This window comes from Petrimonas sulfuriphila (genome assembly GCA_038561985.1).
Lineage (GTDB): Bacteria > Bacteroidota > Bacteroidia > Bacteroidales > Dysgonomonadaceae > Petrimonas > Petrimonas sulfuriphila.
In genome coordinates this window covers 3765547-3788363 of the sequence record CP073276.1, presented here as the reverse complement: position 1 = coordinate 3788363, position 22817 = coordinate 3765547, and the positions used below count along the sequence as shown (strand labels likewise).

Here is a 22817-nt window from a genome sequence, read left to right as displayed (position 1 = left end):
GAGTGTGCCTCGCTTGTTGCATTGCCGGGTATACGGGTAATATGTGGAACCAGTGGTGCAAACCTGTTCACTAAATATAACACAGTGGAAAATATCGAATCGGAAGTGATGGTGAAAGCAGGCACCCAGGTTGCGGCGGTGAATTTCGGCCCTGAATTCTTTTCGGTGTATACCGATAACGCCGACTCAAAGATCAAAATCCGAAAAATAACAATACCCTTGTAAAAGTAAAAATCCCCGGCCAGTGTAGCCGGGGATTTTTGTATCGTTCAGAAACCGTAAAGTGGATTACGCTTTGCCTGCGCTGCCGAGTACTTTCTCGGTTTTGTGCATATAGAGTTTCTTCAACGATTCGCGAGCCGGGCCCAGATATTTGCGCGGGTCAAACTCAGCGGGCTGGTTGGCGAACACTTCACGAACGGCAGCTGTCATAGCCAGGCGTCCGTCGGAGTCGATGTTGATTTTACATACAGCCGATTTGGCAGCTTCACGTAGCCATTCTTCGGGAATACCGATCGAGTCTTTCAGCTTGCCGCCGTATTGGTTGATGATATCCACGTATTCCTGTGGAACCGAAGAAGAACCGTGCAGAACGATGGGGAATCCGGGTATACGCTCTTCGATCTCTTTCAAAATGTCGAAACGCAGCATAGGGGGAACCAACTTGCCGTTCTCGTCGCGTGTACACTGGTCGGGCGTAAATTTAAACGCTCCGTGCGATGTCCCGATGGAGATAGCCAGAGAATCAACTCCGGTGCGGGTGACAAAATCAACCACTTCATCCGGTTCGGTGTACGTGTGGTGTTCGGCCTGAACATCGTCTTCGATACCGGCCAAAACGCCCAGTTCACCTTCAACCGTCACGTCGAATTGGTGCGCATAATCCACCACTTTCTTGGTCAACGCGATGTTATCTTCGTACGGAAGGTGCGAACCATCAATCATAACCGAAGAGAAACCGCTTTCGATACAATCCTTGCACAATTCAAAGCTGTCACCGTGGTCCAGGTGAAGGACAATAGGTATCTCATATCCCAGTTCCTTTGCATACTGAACGGCGCCTTGAGCCATATAACGCAGCAGGGTCTGATTGGCATACTTACGCGCACCGCTGGAAACCTGCAAAATTACGGGCGACTTTGTTGCCACGCAAGCAGAAACAATTGCCTGCAACTGTTCCATGTTGTTAAAATTGAAAGCAGGAATAGCATAGCCTCCCTCAATCGCTTTTTTAAACAATTCTTTTGAGTTTACCAAACCCAACTCTTTGTAACTTACCATATTCTTGTTATTTAAAAAATTAATGAATTACGTTCCCAAAACAAGGTACAAAAATAACATTTATTCTGCACAAACGGAAATTTTTTCTCCTAAGAGAATGTAAAAGAGTTGAGTTTATTAGAGATGGAGTCTCATATTTTTGTTAAAACTGTCGTTATGTCATTTTTTTCTCCTATTTTTGTGATTAATTTTTGAGTGGCCTTTACAAAGAGAAACATCCAAAAAGTTAGTTTTCTAATATTATTTTGAACAATAAATTACAAATCAATTATGATCGTAGGGATTCCCAAAGAAATTATGTCGGGAGAAGCTCGTGTGGCTGCTACCCCCGAAACCGTGAAGAAATTTATTCAGGACGGCATGACCGTGCTTGTGGAAGCCGGTGCCGGAGTGAAATCGCTTTATTACGACGAACAGTATAGAGAAGCCGGAGCCGAAATGGTAGGCGACGCGGAGCACCTCTTCGAAAGAGCTGACCTCATCCTGAAAGTGAAAGAACCGCTTTTTAACGAAAATGTGGGCAAGCACGAAGTGGAGATGATGCATCCGGGGCAGTTCCTGATTACGTTCATCCATCCCGCCTCACCCGTAAACCACAACATGGTAAAGCAATTGGCCGCCCGGGGCGTGACCGGCCTCACACTCGATAGCATCCCCCGCATCTCGCGCGCTCAAAACATGGACGCCCTCACCTCGATGAGTACTTGTGCAGGTTACAAGGGAATCATCATGGCGGCCGACGACTTGTCGGTATTCATGCCGCAGATGTTCACCGCCGTAGGAATGCTTAAGCCTGCCAACGTGCTGGTTATCGGTGCCGGTGTTGCCGGATTGCAGGCGCTGGCCACTGCCAAGCGGCTGGGGGCAGTGACTTACGCCATGGACATTCGTCCTGCTGCCAGCGAACAGGCCAAAAGCGTCGGAGCCAGGATCATTGAAACCGGCATTCCGGAAGAGTTGGCGGTCGGCAAGGGCGGATATGCGCAAAAGCTCCCCGAGGAGTGGTTGGCGAAAGAGCGTGAAGTGCTGGCAAGTGTGCTGAAAGATATGGACATTGTGTTCTGCAGCGCGTTGATTCCGGGAAAGGTGGCGCCGGTTCTGATTACCGGGGAAATGGTGGAATCGATGAAAAACGGAGCAGTGATTGTGGATATCTCCATCGATCAGGGCGGTAACTGCGAGGTTACCCCGGCAGGAAGAAAAGAGGTGATCCACAACGTGATGGTTCAGGGAATCAAGAATATACCGGGATTAATTCCCACCAGCTCTACCTGGATGTTCTCTCAAAACGTTTATAACCTGGTGAAATACTTATCGAAAGACGGAGAGGTAGCGCTGGACCTGAACGATGAAATTGTCCGTTCTATCCTGGTAACCCATAAGGGCAAGATCGTGCACGAGGGAACGCGTGAAGCGATGGGATTGTGAAAAATAAATTTTAATTGCTGAGGTTGACATGAATCCAGTTTTTTTGATAGTGATTTTTGCATTGGCCACCGGGGTCGGATACGTGATCATCAAAAACGTGCCGAGCTTGTTGCATACCCCGCTGATGTCGGGGATGAACGCCCTGTCGGGAATTACCATTCTCGGTGCGGTAGCCGTGGTGGGCTTGTCGGTGGCGGCCGTTCGGCAGCAGGACGTTATAACCGGACAGATCCTGGGTGGATTGGCCGTTGTTGCCGCTACGGTAAACGTTGTCGGCGGTTTCGGAGTTACACACCGGATGCTTAAGATGTTCGACAAGAAAAAGAAGGAGGAAAGGCCATCATGACACCCACTCTTTATTACGTTGTTTGTGCGGTTTTGTCCGTCACCGTTTTGTTGGGGATCTCCATGATGAGCCGGGTGAAGACGGCTGTCCGGGGCAACATCATCAGTGCGGCCAGTGTTCTCGCGGGGATTGTGGTTACGTTGCTTTACAACCGGATTGCTTCTGTTGGAAGCATATACGTTTATATGTTGGTGGGGGTTGTTATCGGAAGTGCGTTTGCCGTCCGTGTAAAAATGATCCAGATGCCGCAGCTGGTCGCCTTGCTGAACGGGGTAGGCGGGCTGGCATCTGCCCTGGTAGGTATCCTGACGTTGCTGGGAGTGGGGCAGTGGGTAAGTGATTTTCCCGTCTTTTCCAACGTTACCGCCGTCCTGGCGATAGTGGTGGGGGTTATCACCCTGGTTGGTAGCCTGGTCGCTGCCGGGAAGCTGCATAAGCTTTTGTCCCAGAGGCCGGTAATCTGGAAAAACCACGCTGTCGTGTTGAACTTCAGCCTGATTGTGCTCACCGTTTCCGTGGTTTATTCTGCTTTTGCGGGAAACATGTTTGGCCTGCCTGCGGACGTTGCACTGATTCTGTTGATAAGCATCGCATTCAGCACACTTTTCGGATTTGCTTTTTCCATCCGCGTGGGAGGAGCGGACATGCCCATTACCATCTCGCTGCTTAACTCGTTGAGCGGTGTGGCCGGAGCTATTGCCGGTATGGCGATCAGCGATATCCTGCTGGTTTCGGTCGGAGGGATTGTGGGCGCATCCGGATTATTCCTGACGCAGATCATGTGCCGTTCGATGAACCGCAGCCTGATGGATATTTTAACCGGGAAAACCTCCGTTTCGGGGAAAAAAGTGGTCCAGCCCCAGCCAGTAATGGAAGAGCCGAAAAGCGAAACGCCAGATGAGCAATCCGGTAAGCCGTCGGCCGGAGAAATCCTGCGTAATGCCCGGTCGGTGATCATCGTTCCCGGATACGGAATGGCCCTGGCACAGGCACAACACCTGGTACGCCAGCTGGCCGACAAGCTGGAGGCGAACGGTGCGGAAGTGCGTTACGCTATCCATCCCGTCGCCGGCCGCATGCCCGGGCACATGAACGTGCTGCTGGCGGAGGCCGACGTGCCTTACGAACAGCTTTACGAGATGGATGCGATCAACGGCGACTTCAAAGACACCGATGCCGTGATCGTGATCGGCGCCAACGACGTGCTCAACCCGGCCGCCCGCGATGCGGTGGATACCCCCATCTACGGGATGCCCGTGCTGAATGTGGATGAGGCTCCGGAGGTTTTCATCTGCAATTTCGACCTGAGCCCCGGTTACGCCGGCGTGGAGAACCCGCTTTACACCAAAAGGAACGGCGTTCACCTGATGCTGGGCGACGCCAAGGATTCGGTCGGCCGTTTACTTTCGGAGCTGGACAAAAAAGAACCGTCCGCTTCTTCTTCAGGTGAAGAACCTGCTGCCGTCAACTCTTCCGAAAAACTGCGGAATGCCCGGTCTGTAATCATCGTTCCCGGATACGGAATGGCCCTGGCACAGGCACAACACCTGGTCCGCCAGCTGGCCGACAAGCTGGAGGCGAACGGTGCGGAAGTGCGTTACGCCATCCATCCCGTCGCCGGCCGCATGCCCGGGCACATGAACGTGCTGCTGGCGGAGGCCGATGTGCCTTACGAGCAGCTTTACGAGATGGATACGATCAACGGCGACTTCAAAGACACCGATGCCGTGATCGTGATCGGCGCCAACGACGTGCTCAACCCGGCTGCCCGCGATGCGGTGGATACCCCCATCTACGGGATGCCCGTGCTGAATGTGGATGAGGCCCCGGAGGTTTTCATCTGCAATTTCGACCTGAGCCCCGGTTACGCTGGCGTGGAGAATCCGCTTTACACCAAAAGGAGCGGCGTTCACCTGATGCTGGGCGACGCCAAGGAGTCGCTCTCAACGATGATCGCGTGGTTGAATTAAAAAAACAGTTGCAAAAATGTCCCTGAAAACGGGACATTTTTGATTTAAAACAGGCCATTTCCCCATTTTCCCTTACGGATAGCTTTGTAGTTTAATAAATTTTATATTTCTTTGTTTGGCTTTATTTATCTTTTCCACACTTATTAATGTTTAATTTCTCGGCAAATGGAAAATTTCAACAACGATAATCAAATTCAGATAGAGCTCACGGAAGAAATTGCTCAGGGAACCTATTCTAATCTGGCCATCATCTCACACTCCTCTTCGGAATTTGTGGTGGATTTCGTACGGATTGTCCCGGGTATTCCCAAGGCAAAAGTAAAATCGCGCATTATCCTCACGCCCGAACACGCCAAAAGACTTCTTCTGGCGCTGAAGGACAATATTGATAAGTTTGAGAAGATGAACGGGACCATTTCGGTGAACAACGAAAATCCCGGTTTTCTCCCTCCCATAGGAGGAATGGGGCAGGCGTAGCCTCTCCCCCTTTTTTTGTTTACATTTATTTTAAAAATCACACTTTTTTTTATGGAATCAGAAGTAAAAAAAGAAAAATTCAATTGGTTCACCATGTTTTGGGAGGGCTTTATCAGTATGTCGAAACTCGGCAGGACACTGTGGATAATAGTGATTGTAAAGCTCATCATCATGTTTGCCATACTCAAGCCCATTTTTTTTCCCGATTTTCTCAAGGCACAGGTAAGCGACGAATCGGAAAAAGCGGGATACGTGCGTGAACAAATGATTGAAAGGTCGTCTTTCGATTCAGAAGAATAAAAATAAAATTATTAACCCAATTAATCTTTTAAAGATCTATGGACTTATTACTGAATGCATCAGCTGTTGGTTGGGCGAGAGGGCAGTTTGCCCTTACGGCCGGCTATCATTGGATTTTTGTCCCGCTTACGCTGGGATTGGCCGTGATCATGTCTATCATGGAAACCATGTATGTGCGTACCGGAGACGAGAAATGGAAAAAAACCGCCAAGTTCTGGCAAATCATTTTCGGTATCAATTTCGCTATCGGTGTGGCAACGGGCATTATCCTGGAATTTCAGTTCGGTACAAACTGGTCGAATTACAGTTTGTTCGTGGGCGATATTTTTGGCGCGCCGCTAGCCATTGAAGGTATTGTAGCGTTCTTCCTCGAAGCAACGTTCATTTCCATCATGTTTTTCGGGTGGGACCGGGTAAGCAAAAAGATGCACCTGGCTTCGACCTGGCTGGTGACCCTCGGGGCCACTCTGTCGGCGTTCTGGATCCTGGTGGCGAACGCCTGGATGCAGTATCCCATCGGGATGGAGTTCAACCCCGAGACCATGAGGAACGAGATGGTCGACTTCTGGGCGGTGGCCGGATCTCCCGTTGCCATCAACAAGTTTTTTCATACGGTCACCTCGTCGTGGGGCCTCGGCGCCGCGTTCGTGGTGGGGGTAAGCAGCTGGTACCTGATCAAGAAGAGGCACCAGGATTTTGCGCTCAGGAGCATAAAGATTGCCACCATATTCGGATTGGTGTCGTTTATATTGATTGCGGTCAGTGGTGACGGGTCGGCCTATGAAGTCACGCAAAAGCAGCCGATGAAGCTAGCCGCCATGGAAGGCTTGTACGAAGGAAAGGAAGGGGCCGGATTGGTAGCTGTCGGTTTGCTCAACCCGAAAAAGGAAGCATACAACGACGACGTGAATCCCTACCTGTTCAAGATAGAAATCCCCAAGCTTTTGTCCCTGATGGGATATCGGAACATAAACGCGTTTGTACCCGGCATCAAGGACGTTATTGACGGCGGATACACACTGCCCGACGGCTCCACCGCCTTGTCTTTCCAGGAAAAAAGGGAGCGCGGCCTGCTGGCCCACAAGGCGTTGGCCGATTTCCAGCAAGCGAAGAGTGAAGGACGGGATACCGATGCCGCCAATTTCGAAACCATCATCAAAGACAATTACAGCTACTTCGGCTACGGTTTCCTGGAAAAGGAAGAAGACCTGATCCCGAATGTTCCCCTCACGTTTTACATGTTCCACTTTATGGTGATGGTAGGTGGATATTTCATCCTGTTCTTTGCGGTGGTTTGGTATTTCCACAGCAGGAAAAAGCTCGAAAACTTCACAGCCCTGCAATACATCGGTTTATGGAGTATCGTGCTGGCCTACCTGGCCAGCCAGTTCGGATGGGTGGTTGCCGAAGTGGGGCGCCAGCCGTGGACTATACAGGACGTGCTGCCTGTTCAGGCGGCAGCGTCGGGAGTATCTGCCGGAAACGTGATAACCACTTTTATCCTCTTCGCGGTGTTGTTCACCGTTCTACTTATTGCGGAAGTTACCATTATGCTGAAACAGATCCGGAAAGGGCCTGATTTCTAATCTTTCACAGAATAATTTATACACTTTAAAAACTCAAGCAAATTATGATAACTTACGAATTTCTACAGAATTACTGGTGGTTTATAATATCGCTGCTGGGAGGATTGTTGGTCTTTCTTCTTTTTGTGCAGGGTGGACAGTCGATGATCAATTCGATCTCGAAGACGGAAGATGAAAAGAAACTGGTTATAAATGCCCTGGGCCGCAAATGGGAGTACACCTTTACCACACTGGTCACGTTCGGTGGCGCGTTCTTTGCATCGTTCCCGTTGTTTTACGCCACCAGCTTCGGCGGGGCATACTGGGTATGGATGTTGCTTTTGTTCTCTTTTGTGGTGCAGGCCGTATCCTATGAATTTCAATCGAAGCCGGGTAATGTGTTCGGGCCGAAGACGTATCGGTCGTTCCTGTTCTTCAACGGGATAATCGGTACTTTCGTGCTGGGTGTTGCCGTTGCCACGTTCTTCACCGGATCGGAGTTTACCATCAACAAGGTGAATCTGGTGAGCTTTGGAACTGCCGGGAACGTGATGAGCGGGTGGGACAATCCGCTTCACGGCCTCGAAGCGCTGGGGAACCTGAGGAACTGGTGCCTGGGGCTGGCCGTTCTTTTTCTCGCAAGGACGATGGCGAGCCTGTTTTTTGTGAACAGGCTTGATCACGACGTGTTACACAAGAGATCGAGAAAATACACGCTGTACAACGGTGTGCCGTTTGTGGTATTCTTCCTGGCTTTTCTCATCTGGACGCTGGTTTCCGACGGCTATGCTGTTAATCCGGATACGCAGGAGGTATATATGGAACCCTACAAGTACCTGAACAACTTCATCCAGATGCCGGTGGTGCTTGTTCTTTTCCTGTTTGGTGTCGTGTCGGTTCTGTGGGGAATTTTCGGTACGGTGGCCAACAAATCGTTCAATAAGGGAATCTGGTTTGCCGGGGCTGGCACAGTGGTGGCGGTAACCATGCTGCTGCTTGTGGCCGGCTACAACCATACGGCATATTATCCGTCGTATACCAACCTGCAAAGCTCGCTTACCGTACAAAATTCATCCTCCAGCGAGTTCACGTTGACGGCCATGTCAATTGTTTCGTTGCTCGTTCCTTTTGTGTTTGCCTACATCGTTTATGCCTGGAGGGCGCTGGAAGGGAAGAAGCTGAAACTCGAAGACTTGAACAAGGACGGGCACGCCTATTAAAAATTCTGTGTCTGGTGTCATTTAAGAAGGGGAACAATCAAAAAAAGGTTGTTCCCTTTTATTTTAACCGTTTCAGGGCAGGTGTGAAAAATAAAATGTGTATATTTGCATACATATTTTTTAACAGATGAGACGAAAAGTATTCGTGTTTTCATTCCTTGTGGCGGTTCTGCTCTCTTCACTCTTCTCCTCCTGCAACCAGGACAAGAGAAGTTTGTTCAAGGCAGACAACGGGATAGAGTTTGATACGATAAACATAGAAAAGAAATACTTTCTGGATGATAATCCGGAAAATCCCTCGTGTAACCTGAAACTGACCTTTGTTTATCCGGAAAGAATTTCGAATTTCGACGCCCGGGCAGCCAGACGTGTTTTTCTAAGGACGGTGATCGGCCCCAGCTACGACAGCTTGTCCGTTCAGGAAGCCGTTGACAGGTACGCCCGGAATTATATCGCGAACTACCGCAATGATGCGGAGATCTATAAGGTCAACAAACCCTTGCACGACGAGCATACCGGCGACACTGCAGAAGGCCTGTATGTCACCGATGAAGAGCTCGATTATCTCCCCGAGGTGTTTTACTCCTATTACGAGAACCTTTCCGATTCCATCGTTTACAACCAGTTTGGCATTATCTCGTTTCAGGTGAGGCAGGTGAACAACAAGGGTGGCCGCATGTCGTACGAAACCGTTAGAAACTACGTGCTCGACTTGTCGAGCGGCGAGCTGATGGCCGAAGGCGACATTTTCTCCGCCGGTTACGACCTGGCATTGCGTCCGATCCTTCAAGGCTCTTTGCTGGAAGCACACGGCGTAAAGTCCGTCCAGGAGCTGGAAGACCTGGGCTTTTTCGGTATTGACGAGATCGTTCCGAACAAGAATTTTCTCATTAACGATAAAGGAATAACCTACACGTTCAATAAGGGAGAGTACTCGGCTTACCAGCTTCAGGTACCCGAGGTTTTTATCCCGTATACGGCCGTCCGCTCCCTGTTGCGCGAGAATTCCGTTGTCTCAAAATTAGCCCGGCTGAAGTGAGTGTCATCGATACATATTTCCCCTCGCTTTCCGCAAAGCAGAAAGAGCAGTTCGACGCCCTTTTTGATTTGTATTCCGACTGGAACTCCCGGATAAACGTCATTTCGCGTAAGGATATCGATAATCTTTACCTCCACCATGTACTGCATTCGCTTGCCATTGCCCGGTTCATCCGTTTTCAACCCGGTACGTCCGTTATCGACGTAGGGACCGGCGGTGGGTTTCCCGGTGTGCCGCTGGCCGTGTTTTTCCCTGAGGTCCGCTTTCTGCTGCTGGACAGCATCGGGAAGAAGGTAAAGGTAGCCCGCGAGGTTTCGCAAGCCATCGGCCTGGAAAACGTGGACTTCATCCATTCGCGTATGGAAGACGAGAAGCGGAAATTCGACTTTGTAGTGAGTCGCGCCGTCATGCCGTTGCCCGATCTGGAGAAGATCGTGCGGAAAAACATCTCCTCCGAACAGAGAAATGCACTCCCCAACGGGATTATCTGCCTTAAGGGCGGTAATCTGGCCTCCGAGCTGTCCCCGTTCAAGAACAAGGCGGAGGTGTTCTCCCTCAGCAGCTACTTCCCCGAACCTTTCTTCGAGACCAAGAAGTTGGTCTATCTGCCGGTGTAGGGTTGTATATTTGAAGAAAATGTTTTATTTTTGCAAACCCGAATTGTTAGCTCAGCTGGTTTAGAGCGCTGCCTTGACAGGGCAGAGGTCGTTGGTTCGAATCCAACACAGTTCACTACATTACCTTACTTGTCTCCTCCGGGATTCATAATGTCGGTTTAAGCGGAGGATATTTGCATCGTCAAGTTTAGTACTTGTTCTTATTCATGCCTTTCTTATAATTCTTTATTATTTTCCCCAATTCTTTATCTTTTTTGCGTTTCTCCACCACTGTCAATTCAAAGTGCGCTTTCTCTCTTTCCAATTTTAAGTAATTTTCATAAGAGTTTTTATCTATATCTCCTTTTTCAACGGCTTCAAGAATGGAGCAGCCCGTCTCGCGGGTGTGTGTACAATCTTTGAACTTACAATTTTGAGAAAGACTGACAATCTTGTCAAATGTGATTTCTAATCCGCTTGTTGTGTCTGCAATGCCTACTTCTCTCATACCTGGGTTGTCAACCAGTATCCCTCCATTTTCAAGAATAATCAATTCTCTATGACTTGTAACGTGCCGCCCTTTATTTGTACTCTGGCTAATTGTATCTGTCCTCATTATGGTCCTGCCAGAGAGATTATTCAATAAGGTGGACTTCCCAACTCCCGAAGAACCAAGCATACAATATGTCTTCCCTTTTTCAATCGTCTTTTTTATTGCTTCATATCCATTTTGAGTCTCGTTACTTATTGCAATAACCGGTACATTTTTTATACGTAGTTTAATATCGTTCAGTATCCCATTAATTCTTTGCTCGTCTATCAGGTCAGTCTTACTGAGCACAATGATGGGGCTAACGTCTGATGAGTAACAAATGGTCAGGTATCTTTCAAGTCTGTTTATATTGAAATCCCGATCAACCGCTTGAATTAAAAACGCATAATCAATGTTTGTCGCAATTATCTGTACCTCTCCGAATTGACTAACAGACTGCCTCGAAATGATTGAGAACCGTGGTAATATTCCATGGATTATAGAAAAGCCTGAATCATAGATTGTCAATGCAACCCAATCGCCTACTGCTGGAAAATCTTCGCGACCTTTTGCTGAAAATCTCAAGTTGCCGGTAATCTCGGCTTCAAATTCGCCTTTTTCGGTTTTAACTATGTATCTTTCTTTATGTTCCGAAATTACCCTGCCAATATCAAAGTCTTCAAGGTTATTCTCAATCCTTGATTTTTCAATCTTATCATTATATCCTAGATCATCTAATTTCATATCCGTATCAATCTACGTTATTTGAGGAACCTGCTGAAGAACTTCCACAGCTCATCACCCGTTCCATGCCCCACACTGCCAACGGCAGCAACAAAAAGCATGAGTACTGTCAGGAAGGGTCTGGCAGTCAGAACTTCAAATAAATGTTTCAGGTTAGATGTTGACATGAAAATAATGTTTTAAGTTCTTTACAAGCTCGTCATCTACTTTACAACCGAACGCTTTTTCTCTGCCGAGTTTGTTTATTCTACTTCTTGCATAATCCGTTTCCAAATTGTTTGATTCTGCAAAATTTCATGCATCTTGTCATCGGTAAGTGCGTAACCGGGTTTCCATGTTACAACGATTAAGCGAATCTTGTCGTTTGTGTTTTTGGATATTGCCTTGTCGTTCGGTTTTACCAATGGTTGAGCTTTTTCGGTCTCGTTGTCGGAAACAAGCCCCGAAAAGTTACCCTTCTTTTCCATTGAATGAATGGCGTAGTATGCTTGCTTTTTTCTTTCGGCAGGCGACAGGTGGGCTAGTTCTTTCTTGTAGGAAGATGTCAAATCGTCTGTGGTGTTATTTTGAACCAGATCTTTTCGGAAGCTTTCCATATCTTTTCTGAATTCCTCGGCAGCTGCCTTATCGGTTTTCAGTAGTTCCTGATATGCTTTTTCAATCTCTTTCAAATTATCATCCATAGAAATCGGACTGCCATTTTCCTTGTTTTTCTGTTCTTCGTATTTTATCAGTGCATTGAGATATTCTTCTTGCGAAACAGGCAGGAATAATGGTTCATTGCCTGTGTAAATTGCGGTGGTTTCACGTCCTTCGTGTTCATAGATGGGAAAGCCCATAAAATCGCCGGTTTTTGCGGGTAGGGTATAAATTTCGCCGATACCTGACTGCAAGGGTTGTCTGAAAATAGAGGCTATGTCATTGAAATAAAAGTTGATATTGCTTCCCGGCTTGCGCACGGTTTCTCCTTCTTCCAGCAGATAGGGCATAAAGTGTAGCTCCAACATGTGACTGGTTCCGTCGCTGTATGCTTCCACCTCGTAGCCTTGAGGTGTATTTACACTCGGAAGTGGCCGTAAAATGGCAAATATTTTTTGAGCAATCAGGTCATTTTCTGGTATTCTGTTTATAACTTTTCCCTTTATATAGGGTAAAAATGTGTCTTCGCCCACGGTTACGGGTTTAGGGGAATACTGCTGGCCAAAAATTGCCATGTTCGAGACTGCCAAAAGTAATATAAAGAGGCGTGTACGCATTATTGCAGATAAATTTTCATTCATGATACTTTCAGACTCCATCATCGTTTTAGATTTCAATGGTTCAAAGCTTCGCCATCATTTTTTTGATCACTGCAAAACTAATGAAATTTTTTTAATCCCTGTTGTTATCAACAAATTAATCGAAGGAGTACATCCATTCGGAAATCGAATGGGCCCCAATAGTAAACCTGCAATTAAATATTCTTGTTTTTTATGTGCACCCTGCATGAGCAGCGCGCACCTGCTGGAAGCAACAGTAAAATTTCAAAATTACAACAGCATTTCATCCCACTGTACCCCTTGTTCAAGTAGCTACAGCATCCGTATATTTGGATGCTTCTGTCTGATTATCAAATATAACCATTTTTAGTGTGTTTTTTCCCTCCTATAGTACAGTTGTATCAAGCCCGTTTCGAAAGTTTTTGCTGTGATAAATTCAAGTCTTTGTTCAGGTCTTCCATCTTTAAAGTAATTCATTTCGGGGCTTACCCTCCCAAACTCTTCAGAGCTTATCGGCTAATTTTATAATCACATCTTCTTTTATAATTTCCTCAACGTTTGTCAGCGGTAAAACGACATGATTCAGGTCTGTTCCTTCAGTCCTGCTATGTAGAATTCCTCTGGACGTGCCTACCACTATTACACTGAGATGACGTGCGAACCCTTCGCTAATTGTGTATTTACTCCTATCGGCGCATCGGGTTCGTACATATCTCTCAGTATACCAAACTGATCAGTACTCAGTCTTACTAACCTGAAGTTAATAGTTTCTTTCATGCAACATTATCATCCTTGTTTTGGAAAGTATTTTTATAGTTGACATAATCATCATTCACCCGGGTACTCAAACTCTTAGATAATGGAATTCTCGTATATGACTCATTATACGTTATTGTTTCAGGATAAACATACTGTACGTTTCCGTTCACAGAGATGAGGGTAATACCCAAAGCTTCCTCTATTTTCCATATGGTCTCGAGCGATAGATTCTCCTTACCTTTTACTATCTTACTAACATATTGCGGAGACACATTCATTCTCAATGCCAATTCCTTCTGCGATAATCCTTTTTCATCCAATTCGCTAAGGATACGAAAAGCTATTTTGGAAGATTGTTTTAACCATCCATTATTTTGTCTGTACCAATTGGCTTCCTCCTGCCAAGACGACATTTTCCCGGCAGCAAGCTCCTTTAATCTATCTAAACTTTTTCCCATAATTATCAAAGTTGAAATTCAATGAAATCAACGAGTCCGTCACCATCAAAAACATTCTCTTTCATTAAAAAGTTTCGTCCTTTTTCTAATTTGATAAGTTCTTCCATGGTATGCGCCCTTTCTTCCATCTTGTGTGTGAGTTTAATAGCTCCTCCTGTAATCACGTAAACACCCTTCTCAACACGCAGTCCATATAGCCTTAACCAACTGGGAGCATTCATGCCATAGCATTTACTTTTATTCAAATTGATGAATGAAGTTTGTAAATCATTTAGAGGTTTGAATCGTTCTTCTAGATTTATTTCATGATTATCCAGAAATTCGCTTTCAAATTCTAAAGCATCTTGAATTGTTTTATCTATTGCATATTCTATAGAAATGTACTTCCAGATAGATCGATGAAGATCTTTGTAATTGAATTTAAAAAAATTGTACAGAAACTCCGGATCTTTCCAATTGCTGAATTGAAATGCAAGCTAATAAATATCTTTCGATATAAAAAGATTTTATAAATAAATGTTTGAATAAAAGTAATTTGCTTGTTGAGTAATGTCATGTGAAATGAAACATTTGTCAGAAAAGCTCCTTTTATTGCAAATTAAAAAATCTGTCTTCCCCAAGCCCCGACAAGATAAAGAAATTCCTCAAACTTTTGTAAAACATAAAGTTTGAGGAATAGAGTGGGAGGGAAGAGTAGCCGATTTTACTTCACAGCCAGCTCTTCAGGTTCCTTGGCCTCTCCCCGGAGCTTGACATTCTGTTCCGGCAAAGCGCGAAACGAGATTTCTTTGTACCCGTCGACGGAGAACTTCAGCATTTTGTTTACGCTCTGGAGATTTGTGAATGCAAACTCACCGTGCTCATCGGTCGAGGTTTCGTTGATCAGTACCGAGTCCGGCAGGGAGTAGACAGCCACTTTGGCGTACTGAATGGGATTGTTGTTACTATCGGAAACAGTACCTTTTATCTTGGCGCTCATGGGTATGATCAACCCGCTTAGAAGAATAGAAAAGAGAATTTTTTGTACCATCTTGCTTGATTTTTATTTGTTACAATCATAAGACTTCAATTCTCTTTATATGGTTACAATAGTTTTTCCTTTTTTTCTTTTTATCGCAGTGCTCCATCAGCATCTTATCCATCCCTGATTACATCAAAAAGAAATGGGCAGAAGAAAATAGTTTTAGGAAAAACAGTATCTTTGCAAAACAATGATTATATACTATAAAATAATATAAGCGTTTACTTTTAATTGATTACTTCTGCACAATAAACCAATTATCATCATAAAAACATGAAGAAAACGATTTTTTTGCTGATTGCAGTGTTCTGTTTATCAGCTTCAGCCAAGAATGAGCCCAAAGACTCCAAGACAAGTTTTGCAAAAACAGTGCTGCAACCCTACGTGGACAGTGGTCAGTTGGCCGGTGCCATTAGTGTATTCTACAAGGACGGCGTGCAGGAAACCACCTGCATAGGCTATGCCGACGTATCAAAAAAGCGCCCAATAGAGATGGACAATGTATTCATGCAATGTTCACAGACAAAAGGCTTCTGCGGAGTGACAATCGCCAAGCTGGTGGAAGAGGGCCGTATTTCACTCGACGACCCTGTTTCAAAGTATCTTCCGGAGTTTGTGGAATTATGGGTGCTGGATGCAGCAAATGACAGTACCAAGACCCTTCGTAAGGCCAAGAACGTCCTTACCATCCGTATGGTGCTCAACCATACTGGAGGCTTTCCCTTCGAAATTAGTGCCAAGCGCTCCGACGTCAGGGGTGGCGGATGGTCCGGAGGAGCTCCTCTTCGCCAGACAGCCTCCATCGCTGCCGCATCGCCCATCATGTTCGAGCCCGGTACCCGCGAGCTCTATTCCAATACGGGAATTGACATTGGTGCAGCTATTGTTGAGGTCGTCACAGGGATGAAGTGGGAGGTATATCTCAAGCAGGAGGTGCTTGACCCCTTGGGAATGAAGTCCACATGGTTCTGGCCTACCGACAAACAGCTTAAGAACAAGATAGAACTCTATGAGAACAAAGAGAATGCTCCAGCTGAGTGGCGTGAAGAAATGCCATGGCAGCAACGGCCTTATAATGACTCCCATGTATTTGCTTCTGCCGGTGCGGGTCTCTGGACTACTGCCAATGACCAGCTGAAGTTCTATAAGATGCTGATGAATCTTGGCTTGGGAGAGAATGGTGTGCGCATCTTGGAAGAAGAAACCGTGAAGAATCTTCTCGCTCTTTCCACCCGTCCCAAGGGTCTGGGCGGCTATTCCCTCGGCTTGTCAGCACCAGAACAGGACAGCGAAGACGCTTGGTTTGGTCATGGTGGTGCCTGGGGTACTAACTGTTCTGTCAATTGGCACAAGAAAGAGCTTAAGCTCTGGGTGGTCCAATCCGCCGGAGGAGGACAGCCATGGCTTGCCGAAGTCGACGAAGCTGCCGAGAAGTTCTTCGCACAGCCATTAAGCAAATCTGGCGTTGATGCATATACTGGAAGAATGAAATAATTCATTTTTTTCATAAAAGCCAACTGCTTTTACTTTATGGCAAGCTCTTCAGGTTCCTTGGCCTCTCCCCGGAGCTTGACATTCTGTTCCGGCAAAGCGCGAAACGAGATTTCTTTGTACCATCTTGCTTGATTTTTATTTGTTACAATCATAAGACTTCAATTCTCTTTATCCGGTTACAATAGTTTTCTTTTTCCCCTTTCCCTGGGAACTAAGCGGTTGTCTCTTTTGGTAGTTTTAAATACATTTACTACATTTGTGCAAAATAGAAATTGTATTTATGATATGCAAAAACTGGTCGACAGAAAAATAGAAACATTTGTAAAAGAGAATCTAAGCGTATTTCCTGCGGTTGTCATTTTAGGCCCAAGGCAATGCGGAAAGTCCACCTTGGCGAAGATGCTCTATCAAAATTCGAATGCCTATCTATATTTGGACCTTCAGAACCTGGATGACTTGAACAAGTTGAGAGAGCCTATGTTATTCTTCCAGGCTAATCAGCATGTAACAATTTGTTTGGACGAGATTCAGTTAGTACCGGAACTTTTTTCTGTCTTACGAAGTGAAATAGACCGTCACCGTCGTCCAGGACGGTTCATTTTGCTTGGATCTGCTTCGCAGGACCTTATACAGAAAACGTCAGAATCGCTAGCCGGAAGAGTCGGGCTTATTGAACTCACACCCTTTACAATTGAAGAAGTTGAGCAAAACATAGATTTTGAATTGAATAAGTTCTGGCTTCGTGGAGGATATCCTGATAGCTATCTCGCATCATCTGAACAAGGAAGTGTACTTTGGAGAGAAAATTTCCTTAGAACATATGTAGAACGGGATATTCCACAGCTCGGATTTCAAATTCCCGCATTGCAACTTCGTCGTCTGCTGACTATGTGTGCGCACAATCAAGGGCAACTTTTTAATTCGTCCAAATTGGGAGAATCGCTAGGTGTAACCTATCAAACTATTCGCCGGTATATCGACCTGATGGAACAGACCTTTATTATCCGTTCGCTACCGCCATTTGAAAAGAATATCAAGAAACGTCTGGTTAAATCCCCAAAAATTTTTGTGAGAGATAGTGGGTTATTACATAGGCTGCTACAAGTGGATGATTTCAATTCACTAATGGGCAACCCTGTTTTCGGATCATCTTGGGAAGGATTTGTAATTGAAAACATCATTTCTTCATTGAGAGATTGTAAGTTTTCTTTTTATCGCAGTGCTACAGGGGATGAGTTAGACTTGCTTATTGAGAGGGGTTCCCGAACGATAGCGGTAGAATGTAAAGCCTCATCGGCACCACAGGTGACCAAAGGCTTTTGGAGAGCTATAGAAACCACAAAACCGGATAAAACATATATTGTTTCTCCCGTATCAGCATCTTATCCATTTAAAAATGATGTGGAAGTTTGCGGGTTGAGTGATTTTTTGAAAAAGGTCGTAACTATAATCTGATCTCCACGAATTCTACTTTTTCATAAAAGTCAACTGCTTTTACTGATTCGGTAAGGATTAGTCCCTCCTGTGCAACCTTGCTCTCAAGGGCTTTCAATCGCTTTTGAAATGTTTCCAGATCATGCCGTAGCCATACACAACGAACCCCGCAGGGTGAAATAAACATGCCTTCTTTTTTCAATTCATTCGATGCCCGGGTTTGTCCGAAAGCCGGGTGTTCTATGGCAAAGGAAACAACCCTCTCTTCAATATGGGCTTCTATACGGTTCTTGATATTGGGCTTTTTACGACTCATCTCCCGCAGGGCTTCTTCTCCTCCTTCCGAGAATAAATCCTTATAACGATAAAATGTATCCCTGCTATATCCTAAATACTTGCAGGCTAATGATACATTGCCTAATTCTTCGGCCAAGTTCAATAAACCTAACCTACTTTTAATTACTTTTGTTTCTACATTCATTTCTGACAGTTTTAAAGGGTTAAACTTGATTTTGTTTTTAGCATTACAAATTTAATTTGTTTGCCCTTTAACTGTCAGATTAAATCGAAACTAATTCAGTGCATATCACCGGAATATCTTCATTCAATACGCAAAGCTGAATCTTATTAATTGAAACAGCCTCTTTTTAGGTCTTCCTTTTTATTATCTCCAACAACTCCTTGAATTTTTCCCGTGAACTTTTTATTTCTCCAAAAGGAGGTTTAAGAATAATGTCCCTCTCGGTTTTATTTGAAAACCCCTGTATGAAGTTCAAGTTTAAAATGGTATTGTTGTGAACACGAAAAAAATCGCTAAAGGATTTAATTTGTTTTTCATAAAATCCCAAGTTTCTTGAACTCTTTATCACTTGTTCGTTGGCGAGTACGATGTATGTATAAGAATCCTTACTTTGGAAATAAACAATGTCTTTGGGTGAAATAAAATGACTTCTGGTGGCGGTATTTATTACCAGCGTATTTTTCAGAATATTGGCGGATAAGATTGTCTCATTCCTGTTTTCAGGTTTAACCCGTTCAATTGCATTTTTTAGTCTTTCCTTATCAACCGGTTTTGGGAGAAAATGAACCGCACCGTATTGAAATGCCATATCGTAATATTCTCTTTCGCAATGACCGGAGAAAATGATGGGTTTAAACGCAAACTGATTATTCTTCCGATACAGCTCCAGCAAATCAAAAGCTGTTTTTCCTTCCGATACAAACTTAATGTCGAGTAATACCACATCGGGATGCAGCGAATCGATAGTCTTTTGGGTCTGGCTTAAGGTGGTGTGTTTGCCAATTATCTTGGCTTGCGGACAAACTTCCTTGATAAGAGAACAAACCAAGTCAAGACTATCCTCAATGTCGTCTGCTACAACTACACGAATCCCTTTTTCTTTCTGCTTCTCCGGTTCCATTGTATCTAATTTCTGGTTTTCTTTTCGGCCGATTTTAATAAAACAATTGTCACGGTTGTTCCTTTTTCGGATGTTTCGGTATCAATTTCGATGTTAAATCCTAACTCATTCAGCAAATGAATGCGTCTCATTGTAAGTTTTCTTCCACGCGAAGGGTATTTAAATTTGGACTGATCTCGCATTTGGCGCGATTGTTCTATCCCGACACCATCATCAATAATACGGATAATTGTTTTGTTTTGTTTTTTGAATGACGAAATGTCTATCTGCAGCCGTCCTACTCCTTGTTTGGGTATTAAACCGTGACTGATGGAATTTTCAACAAAAGGTTGCAACAGCATTGGAGGAAGATATATTTTTTCAACATCGACATTGTCATCGATGCTGAGTAAATAAATAAATTCCTGTGGATAAAGCAATTGTTGAAAATCGATAAACTCCTGTAATAAATCCAACTCTTGCGCCAAAGTTACTGTATTTTTCAGAATATCAGATTTATTGTCATTATTTTCAATGTCTTGAGCAGGTAAATGTAAAAAACGCCTTATCAGGTGAGCCATTTTTAGCAAAGATTGTTCTGCTTCTTCAATTTTGAGATTGCGAATTTTTGATTGGACATTGGCAAGCACGTTGTAGACAAAATGGGGATTCATTAGTGCTTGAATGGTCTCGGCTTCCGCATATTTTGCACGCATGAGTGTTTTTTGTAAACGGGTTTGCGTCCGTCCATAAACGAGTGTCACAATAATAAGCGTCAGTAACAGCAAAAATAGAACAAGTGGAATGAACCATGCCTGGTTGTAAAAAGCCTTACTAACGTAAATGACAACAGGAAATATCGTGCTTACACCTTGCAGCGATGCTTGCACATATAGTGTTGTTTTCCCGTGTGGTAAATCGATAAGCGTAATGTAATTATCGGTTTGGGCAACGCTCCAGTTCTTACTTTTATTTATCCGGTAATTATATTCGACAGGTGTTGGTCGATTAAATGCAACAGCATCAAACACAATGGTTACCGATTCCTGGTTATGCGGCAGTTTAATTTGGTGTTGTTCATAAAGAATGGGCGTGTTGTTGTATTTAGTGAAAACGAGGTTTAGTCGGAGAGAATCTTTTTTGGGTAATAAATTGGGATTCAATCTGGATAACGCAGATGTGCCCGTAATCCAGATATGCCCTTGTGAATCTTTAAATGCACCTGCTTGTCCCGGCTCTCCGCCTAAGTAGCCATTGGCTTCGTTGTAACACGACAAGATCACTTTTCCATTTCGGTTGAATTCATCCAAGTCTAAAATATATAATCCGTCGGGCTGTGATAACAAAAGCCTGGATTTATCGATGGGTAAAACCATTAATACCCAATTTTGCAATTCGGGAACGTTTATTATTTTTACGCTGTCGGTTTGTTTGTCATAGTAGTAAAGTCCTTTTTGGGTGCCGAACCATGTCCTGCCACTGTGGTCGGTAGCTGCATCCAGACAATTGATAATTTCCGCCGATGAAGCATATTGTTTCAGTCTGTTTGTTTCCCAGTTGTAATGATAAATGTCGGGACTGCCGAACCAAAAGTTGGATGCGGAATCTTGTGCAATGCAATGTACAAAACCGGTTATGGGCATTCCGCTTGCTCTTCCTATTTCACGGACGAGCTTGTCGTTATCGTCCCACACGGCCACGTTACCGCGAAAACCGCCCAACAAATGTCTTCGCTCCTTATCGTAATGGGTATAGAAACAAATGGGAGGATTGTCATTCCATGTGTAATTTAACAATTTCGTCTTTCCGTTTGGCATGTATTTTAAAATACCGTCGCCAAGGGCAAAATAGAGTGAATTGTTGCCATTTACTGCAGGATGAAAATAATTTCCGAGTATTTCCTTGCCGTTCAACAACAGTGACTTCAATTTGTTGTCTTTTAATGATTTTACCCCATAAGAGAAAGAAGCAAACCAAAACCTGCCTTCCTGCTGTTCGGTTACAGACCATATTTCAGGTAAAAGGGCGGGATTAAAGGTTGTAAACGCACCCGAAAAAATACGTAACAAACCATCTTCGGCACCGTACCACAATCCACCGTTCTTATCCTTTAGTATTGTTCTTACATTGTGCCCTGAAACATTGAGCGGATAGATCTCCCCGTTTTCTATGGTATATTGAACATAATTTTGAACCGAAAGTCCTTGAAAAAATGAAATATGCTCGCGTAAGTTGTCAGGTGGATATTTTAAACATTTTCCAAAACTATATTCTGCTATAAGTTCCGATGTGGTTTTATTAAAACTGTAACACAATATGTGGTTCAGGTCGGATGAAACATAAAAAACAATAAAATCATTTTCCAGCCGGATGATTTTTGCAGGCTTATGGTTTTCATAAGGACAAGGATGTGAAAATGACTTCACTTCGTTTTGGTTGACTTGATAAATATTTTCTTCAGAGCTAAAGATGTAAGCATCTAATTTCTCGTTGTAAGTGAATAGATGCCCGTCCTTATACCGGTCAATAAAGGGTAGGTCCAATAATTTATACTCCCCATCTGTCCAATATCCCACCATTCGTTTATCATCTTTTTTTCGGGTGGCGATAAACCGAATCGTATCACCAGCTGTAAAATCACCTTGAGCAAAGTAATATTCATTTTGCGGAAACGCAGCTACGCTGTCGCCGCTTATACAAGCAATGCCATGCCTGCAAAGCACCCAAATCCGCCCTTGTTTATCTTCTGCAAAGTTGTTTACGTATCCAAATGGAAATCCATTTTTAGTGGTAAACGCAAAGAAATTTTCTCCGTTAAACCGTGCAGCACCATTGTTTGTACCTGCCCAGATATATCCTCTACTGTCTTGAAACAACGTGGTGATTTGTGTTTGAGGCAACCCGTCTTTCAACCCGTATTGCTTGTGACCGGGCAATGTGAGTTCTTGTGCAATTCCTGTGTTCGCGAAACAGAGCAAAATCAATATGTAAGTATAGATAATCTTCATTGATTGTGCGGCAATCTTCAACTGTTAAGCTGTATTTAAAGTGTTAATCTAAATTGTATTTGTGATTTACCAATTTATCAAGGGCAAATATATGCTTTTCTTATTTCAACAACAAAATATTCAAACAAAAAACTAATCTTTTAATCCTGAAAACTAACGACATTTGCTTTAAATATCTTCTTTCAAAAATATTTTTTGCTGATTAATGAATAGATAATACCAAATAATGAATGGGTTTGACCGAACAATGAATGACTCATTTCATTTAAGAATTTGCTATTTTTTGGAATGGTTTTTAACTTAACTTTGCGAAAAGGAAATACAAAAAAAATGAGAGGATGCTCAAAAGTGAACAAAAAAATATTCGTTAGGTGATAAAAAAGTTGTATAAGTTTAATTTATCAATATATAAGTTCACTTGTGTCCACTTTAACTTTTAAATTAAATAGATATAGCATTGAAACAATGATATTTACAAGCGAAAAT

General features: G+C 44.2%; 22 protein-coding genes and 1 tRNA gene. 13 read left to right on the top strand and 10 right to left on the bottom strand.

What is annotated here, in order from left to right:
• Window positions 1-84: 84 nt before the first annotated feature.
• Window positions 85-225: a hypothetical protein gene (locus KCV26_16070; protein ID WZX36775.1), complete on the top strand. Its 141-nt coding sequence runs from the start codon at window positions 85-87 to the stop codon at window positions 223-225.
• Between the two features lie 63 nt (window positions 226-288).
• Here KCV26_16070 and KCV26_16065 read toward each other — a convergent pair whose 3' ends face one another.
• Window positions 289-1281 carry a class II fructose-1,6-bisphosphate aldolase gene (locus tag KCV26_16065; GenBank protein ID WZX36774.1) on the bottom strand — a complete coding sequence of 331 codons (993 nt, stop codon included), beginning with the start codon at window positions 1279-1281 and terminating at the stop codon, window positions 289-291.
• A 270-nt stretch (window positions 1282-1551) separates the two neighbouring features.
• Here KCV26_16065 and KCV26_16060 point away from each other — a divergent pair, with 270 nt between their 5' ends.
• The 10 genes from KCV26_16060 (at window position 1552) to KCV26_16015 (ending at window position 10358) form a co-directional block, all read left to right on the top strand.
• Entirely contained in the window at window positions 1552-2709 is a 1158-nt protein-coding gene (locus tag KCV26_16060) for an NAD(P) transhydrogenase subunit alpha (protein WZX36773.1), read from the top strand.
• A 28-nt stretch (window positions 2710-2737) separates the two neighbouring features.
• Window positions 2738-3055, top strand: a complete 318-nt coding sequence (locus KCV26_16055) for an NAD(P) transhydrogenase subunit alpha (protein ID WZX36772.1) — start codon at window positions 2738-2740, stop codon at window positions 3053-3055.
• A complete protein-coding gene (locus tag KCV26_16050; protein WZX36771.1) occupies window positions 3052-5025 on the top strand; it encodes an NAD(P)(+) transhydrogenase (Re/Si-specific) subunit beta in 1974 nt (657 codons plus the stop codon). The genes KCV26_16055 and KCV26_16050 overlap by 4 nt, the downstream gene beginning before the upstream one ends.
• Before the next feature lie 165 nt (window positions 5026-5190).
• A complete protein-coding gene (locus KCV26_16045) occupies window positions 5191-5502 on the top strand; it encodes a DUF3467 domain-containing protein (protein WZX36770.1) in 312 nt (103 codons plus the stop codon).
• Window positions 5503-5553: 51 nt separating this feature from the next.
• Window positions 5554-5802 carry a DUF4492 domain-containing protein gene (locus tag KCV26_16040; GenBank protein WZX36769.1) on the top strand — a complete coding sequence of 83 codons (249 nt, stop codon included), beginning with the start codon at window positions 5554-5556 and terminating at the stop codon, window positions 5800-5802.
• A 38-nt stretch (window positions 5803-5840) separates the two neighbouring features.
• Window positions 5841-7388, top strand: coding sequence for a cytochrome ubiquinol oxidase subunit I (locus tag KCV26_16035; protein WZX36768.1), 1548 nt, complete (start codon window positions 5841-5843; stop codon window positions 7386-7388).
• Window positions 7389-7432: 44 nt separating this feature from the next.
• Window positions 7433-8587: a cytochrome d ubiquinol oxidase subunit II gene (gene cydB, locus KCV26_16030; GenBank protein WZX36767.1), complete on the top strand. Its 1155-nt coding sequence runs from the start codon at window positions 7433-7435 to the stop codon at window positions 8585-8587.
• Between the two features lie 127 nt (window positions 8588-8714).
• Window positions 8715-9626 (top strand): DUF3298 domain-containing protein, encoded by a 912-nt coding sequence (locus tag KCV26_16025; GenBank protein WZX36766.1) that lies wholly within the window; start codon window positions 8715-8717, stop codon window positions 9624-9626.
• Window positions 9623-10243, top strand: a complete 621-nt coding sequence (gene rsmG, locus KCV26_16020; GenBank protein ID WZX36765.1) for a 16S rRNA (guanine(527)-N(7))-methyltransferase RsmG — start codon at window positions 9623-9625, stop codon at window positions 10241-10243. Before KCV26_16025 ends, rsmG begins: the two co-directional genes overlap by 4 nt.
• 40 nt (window positions 10244-10283) lie before the next feature.
• A tRNA-Val gene (locus tag KCV26_16015) sits at window positions 10284-10358 on the top strand.
• Between the two features lie 72 nt (window positions 10359-10430).
• Here KCV26_16015 and rsgA read toward each other — a convergent pair.
• From rsgA to KCV26_15985, 6 genes are all read right to left on the bottom strand, one after another.
• Window positions 10431-11498 carry a ribosome small subunit-dependent GTPase A gene (gene rsgA, locus KCV26_16010; GenBank protein ID WZX36764.1) on the bottom strand — a complete coding sequence of 356 codons (1068 nt, stop codon included), beginning with the start codon at window positions 11496-11498 and terminating at the stop codon, window positions 10431-10433.
• Between the two features lie 17 nt (window positions 11499-11515).
• Window positions 11516-11665: a hypothetical protein gene (locus tag KCV26_16005; GenBank protein ID WZX36763.1), complete on the bottom strand. Its 150-nt coding sequence runs from the start codon at window positions 11663-11665 to the stop codon at window positions 11516-11518.
• Between the two features lie 75 nt (window positions 11666-11740).
• Window positions 11741-12799 (bottom strand): hypothetical protein, encoded by a 1059-nt coding sequence (locus KCV26_16000; protein WZX36762.1) that lies wholly within the window; start codon window positions 12797-12799, stop codon window positions 11741-11743.
• Window positions 12800-13530: 731 nt separating this feature from the next.
• Window positions 13531-13974, bottom strand: coding sequence for a helix-turn-helix transcriptional regulator (locus tag KCV26_15995; protein ID WZX36761.1), 444 nt, complete (start codon window positions 13972-13974; stop codon window positions 13531-13533).
• Window positions 13975-13979: 5 nt separating this feature from the next.
• Window positions 13980-14195, bottom strand: a complete 216-nt coding sequence (locus KCV26_15990) for a hypothetical protein (protein ID WZX36760.1) — start codon at window positions 14193-14195, stop codon at window positions 13980-13982.
• A 482-nt stretch (window positions 14196-14677) separates the two neighbouring features.
• Window positions 14678-15004 (bottom strand): carboxypeptidase regulatory-like domain-containing protein, encoded by a 327-nt coding sequence (locus KCV26_15985; protein ID WZX36759.1) that lies wholly within the window; start codon window positions 15002-15004, stop codon window positions 14678-14680.
• 264 nt (window positions 15005-15268) lie between these two features.
• Here KCV26_15985 and KCV26_15980 point away from each other — a divergent pair, with 264 nt between their 5' ends.
• A complete protein-coding gene (locus KCV26_15980) occupies window positions 15269-16489 on the top strand; it encodes a beta-lactamase family protein (GenBank protein WZX36758.1) in 1221 nt (406 codons plus the stop codon).
• A 285-nt stretch (window positions 16490-16774) separates the two neighbouring features.
• A complete protein-coding gene (locus KCV26_15975) occupies window positions 16775-17944 on the top strand; it encodes an ATP-binding protein (GenBank protein ID WZX36757.1) in 1170 nt (389 codons plus the stop codon).
• Here the strand turns inward: KCV26_15975 and KCV26_15970 are convergent.
• From KCV26_15970 to KCV26_15960, 3 genes are all read right to left on the bottom strand, one after another.
• Window positions 17934-18404, bottom strand: coding sequence for a helix-turn-helix domain-containing protein (locus KCV26_15970; GenBank protein WZX36756.1), 471 nt, complete (start codon window positions 18402-18404; stop codon window positions 17934-17936). The two genes, KCV26_15975 and KCV26_15970, sit on opposite strands and share 11 nt — an antisense overlap.
• A 166-nt stretch (window positions 18405-18570) precedes the next feature.
• Complete coding sequence (locus tag KCV26_15965; protein ID WZX36755.1) at window positions 18571-19344, bottom strand: response regulator transcription factor; 774 nt, start codon at window positions 19342-19344, stop codon at window positions 18571-18573.
• Window positions 19345-19349: 5 nt separating this feature from the next.
• On the bottom strand, window positions 19350-22331 hold the full coding sequence (locus tag KCV26_15960) for a histidine kinase (protein ID WZX36754.1): 2982 nt from the start codon (window positions 22329-22331) through the stop codon (window positions 19350-19352).
• Window positions 22332-22817 lie beyond the last annotated feature (486 nt).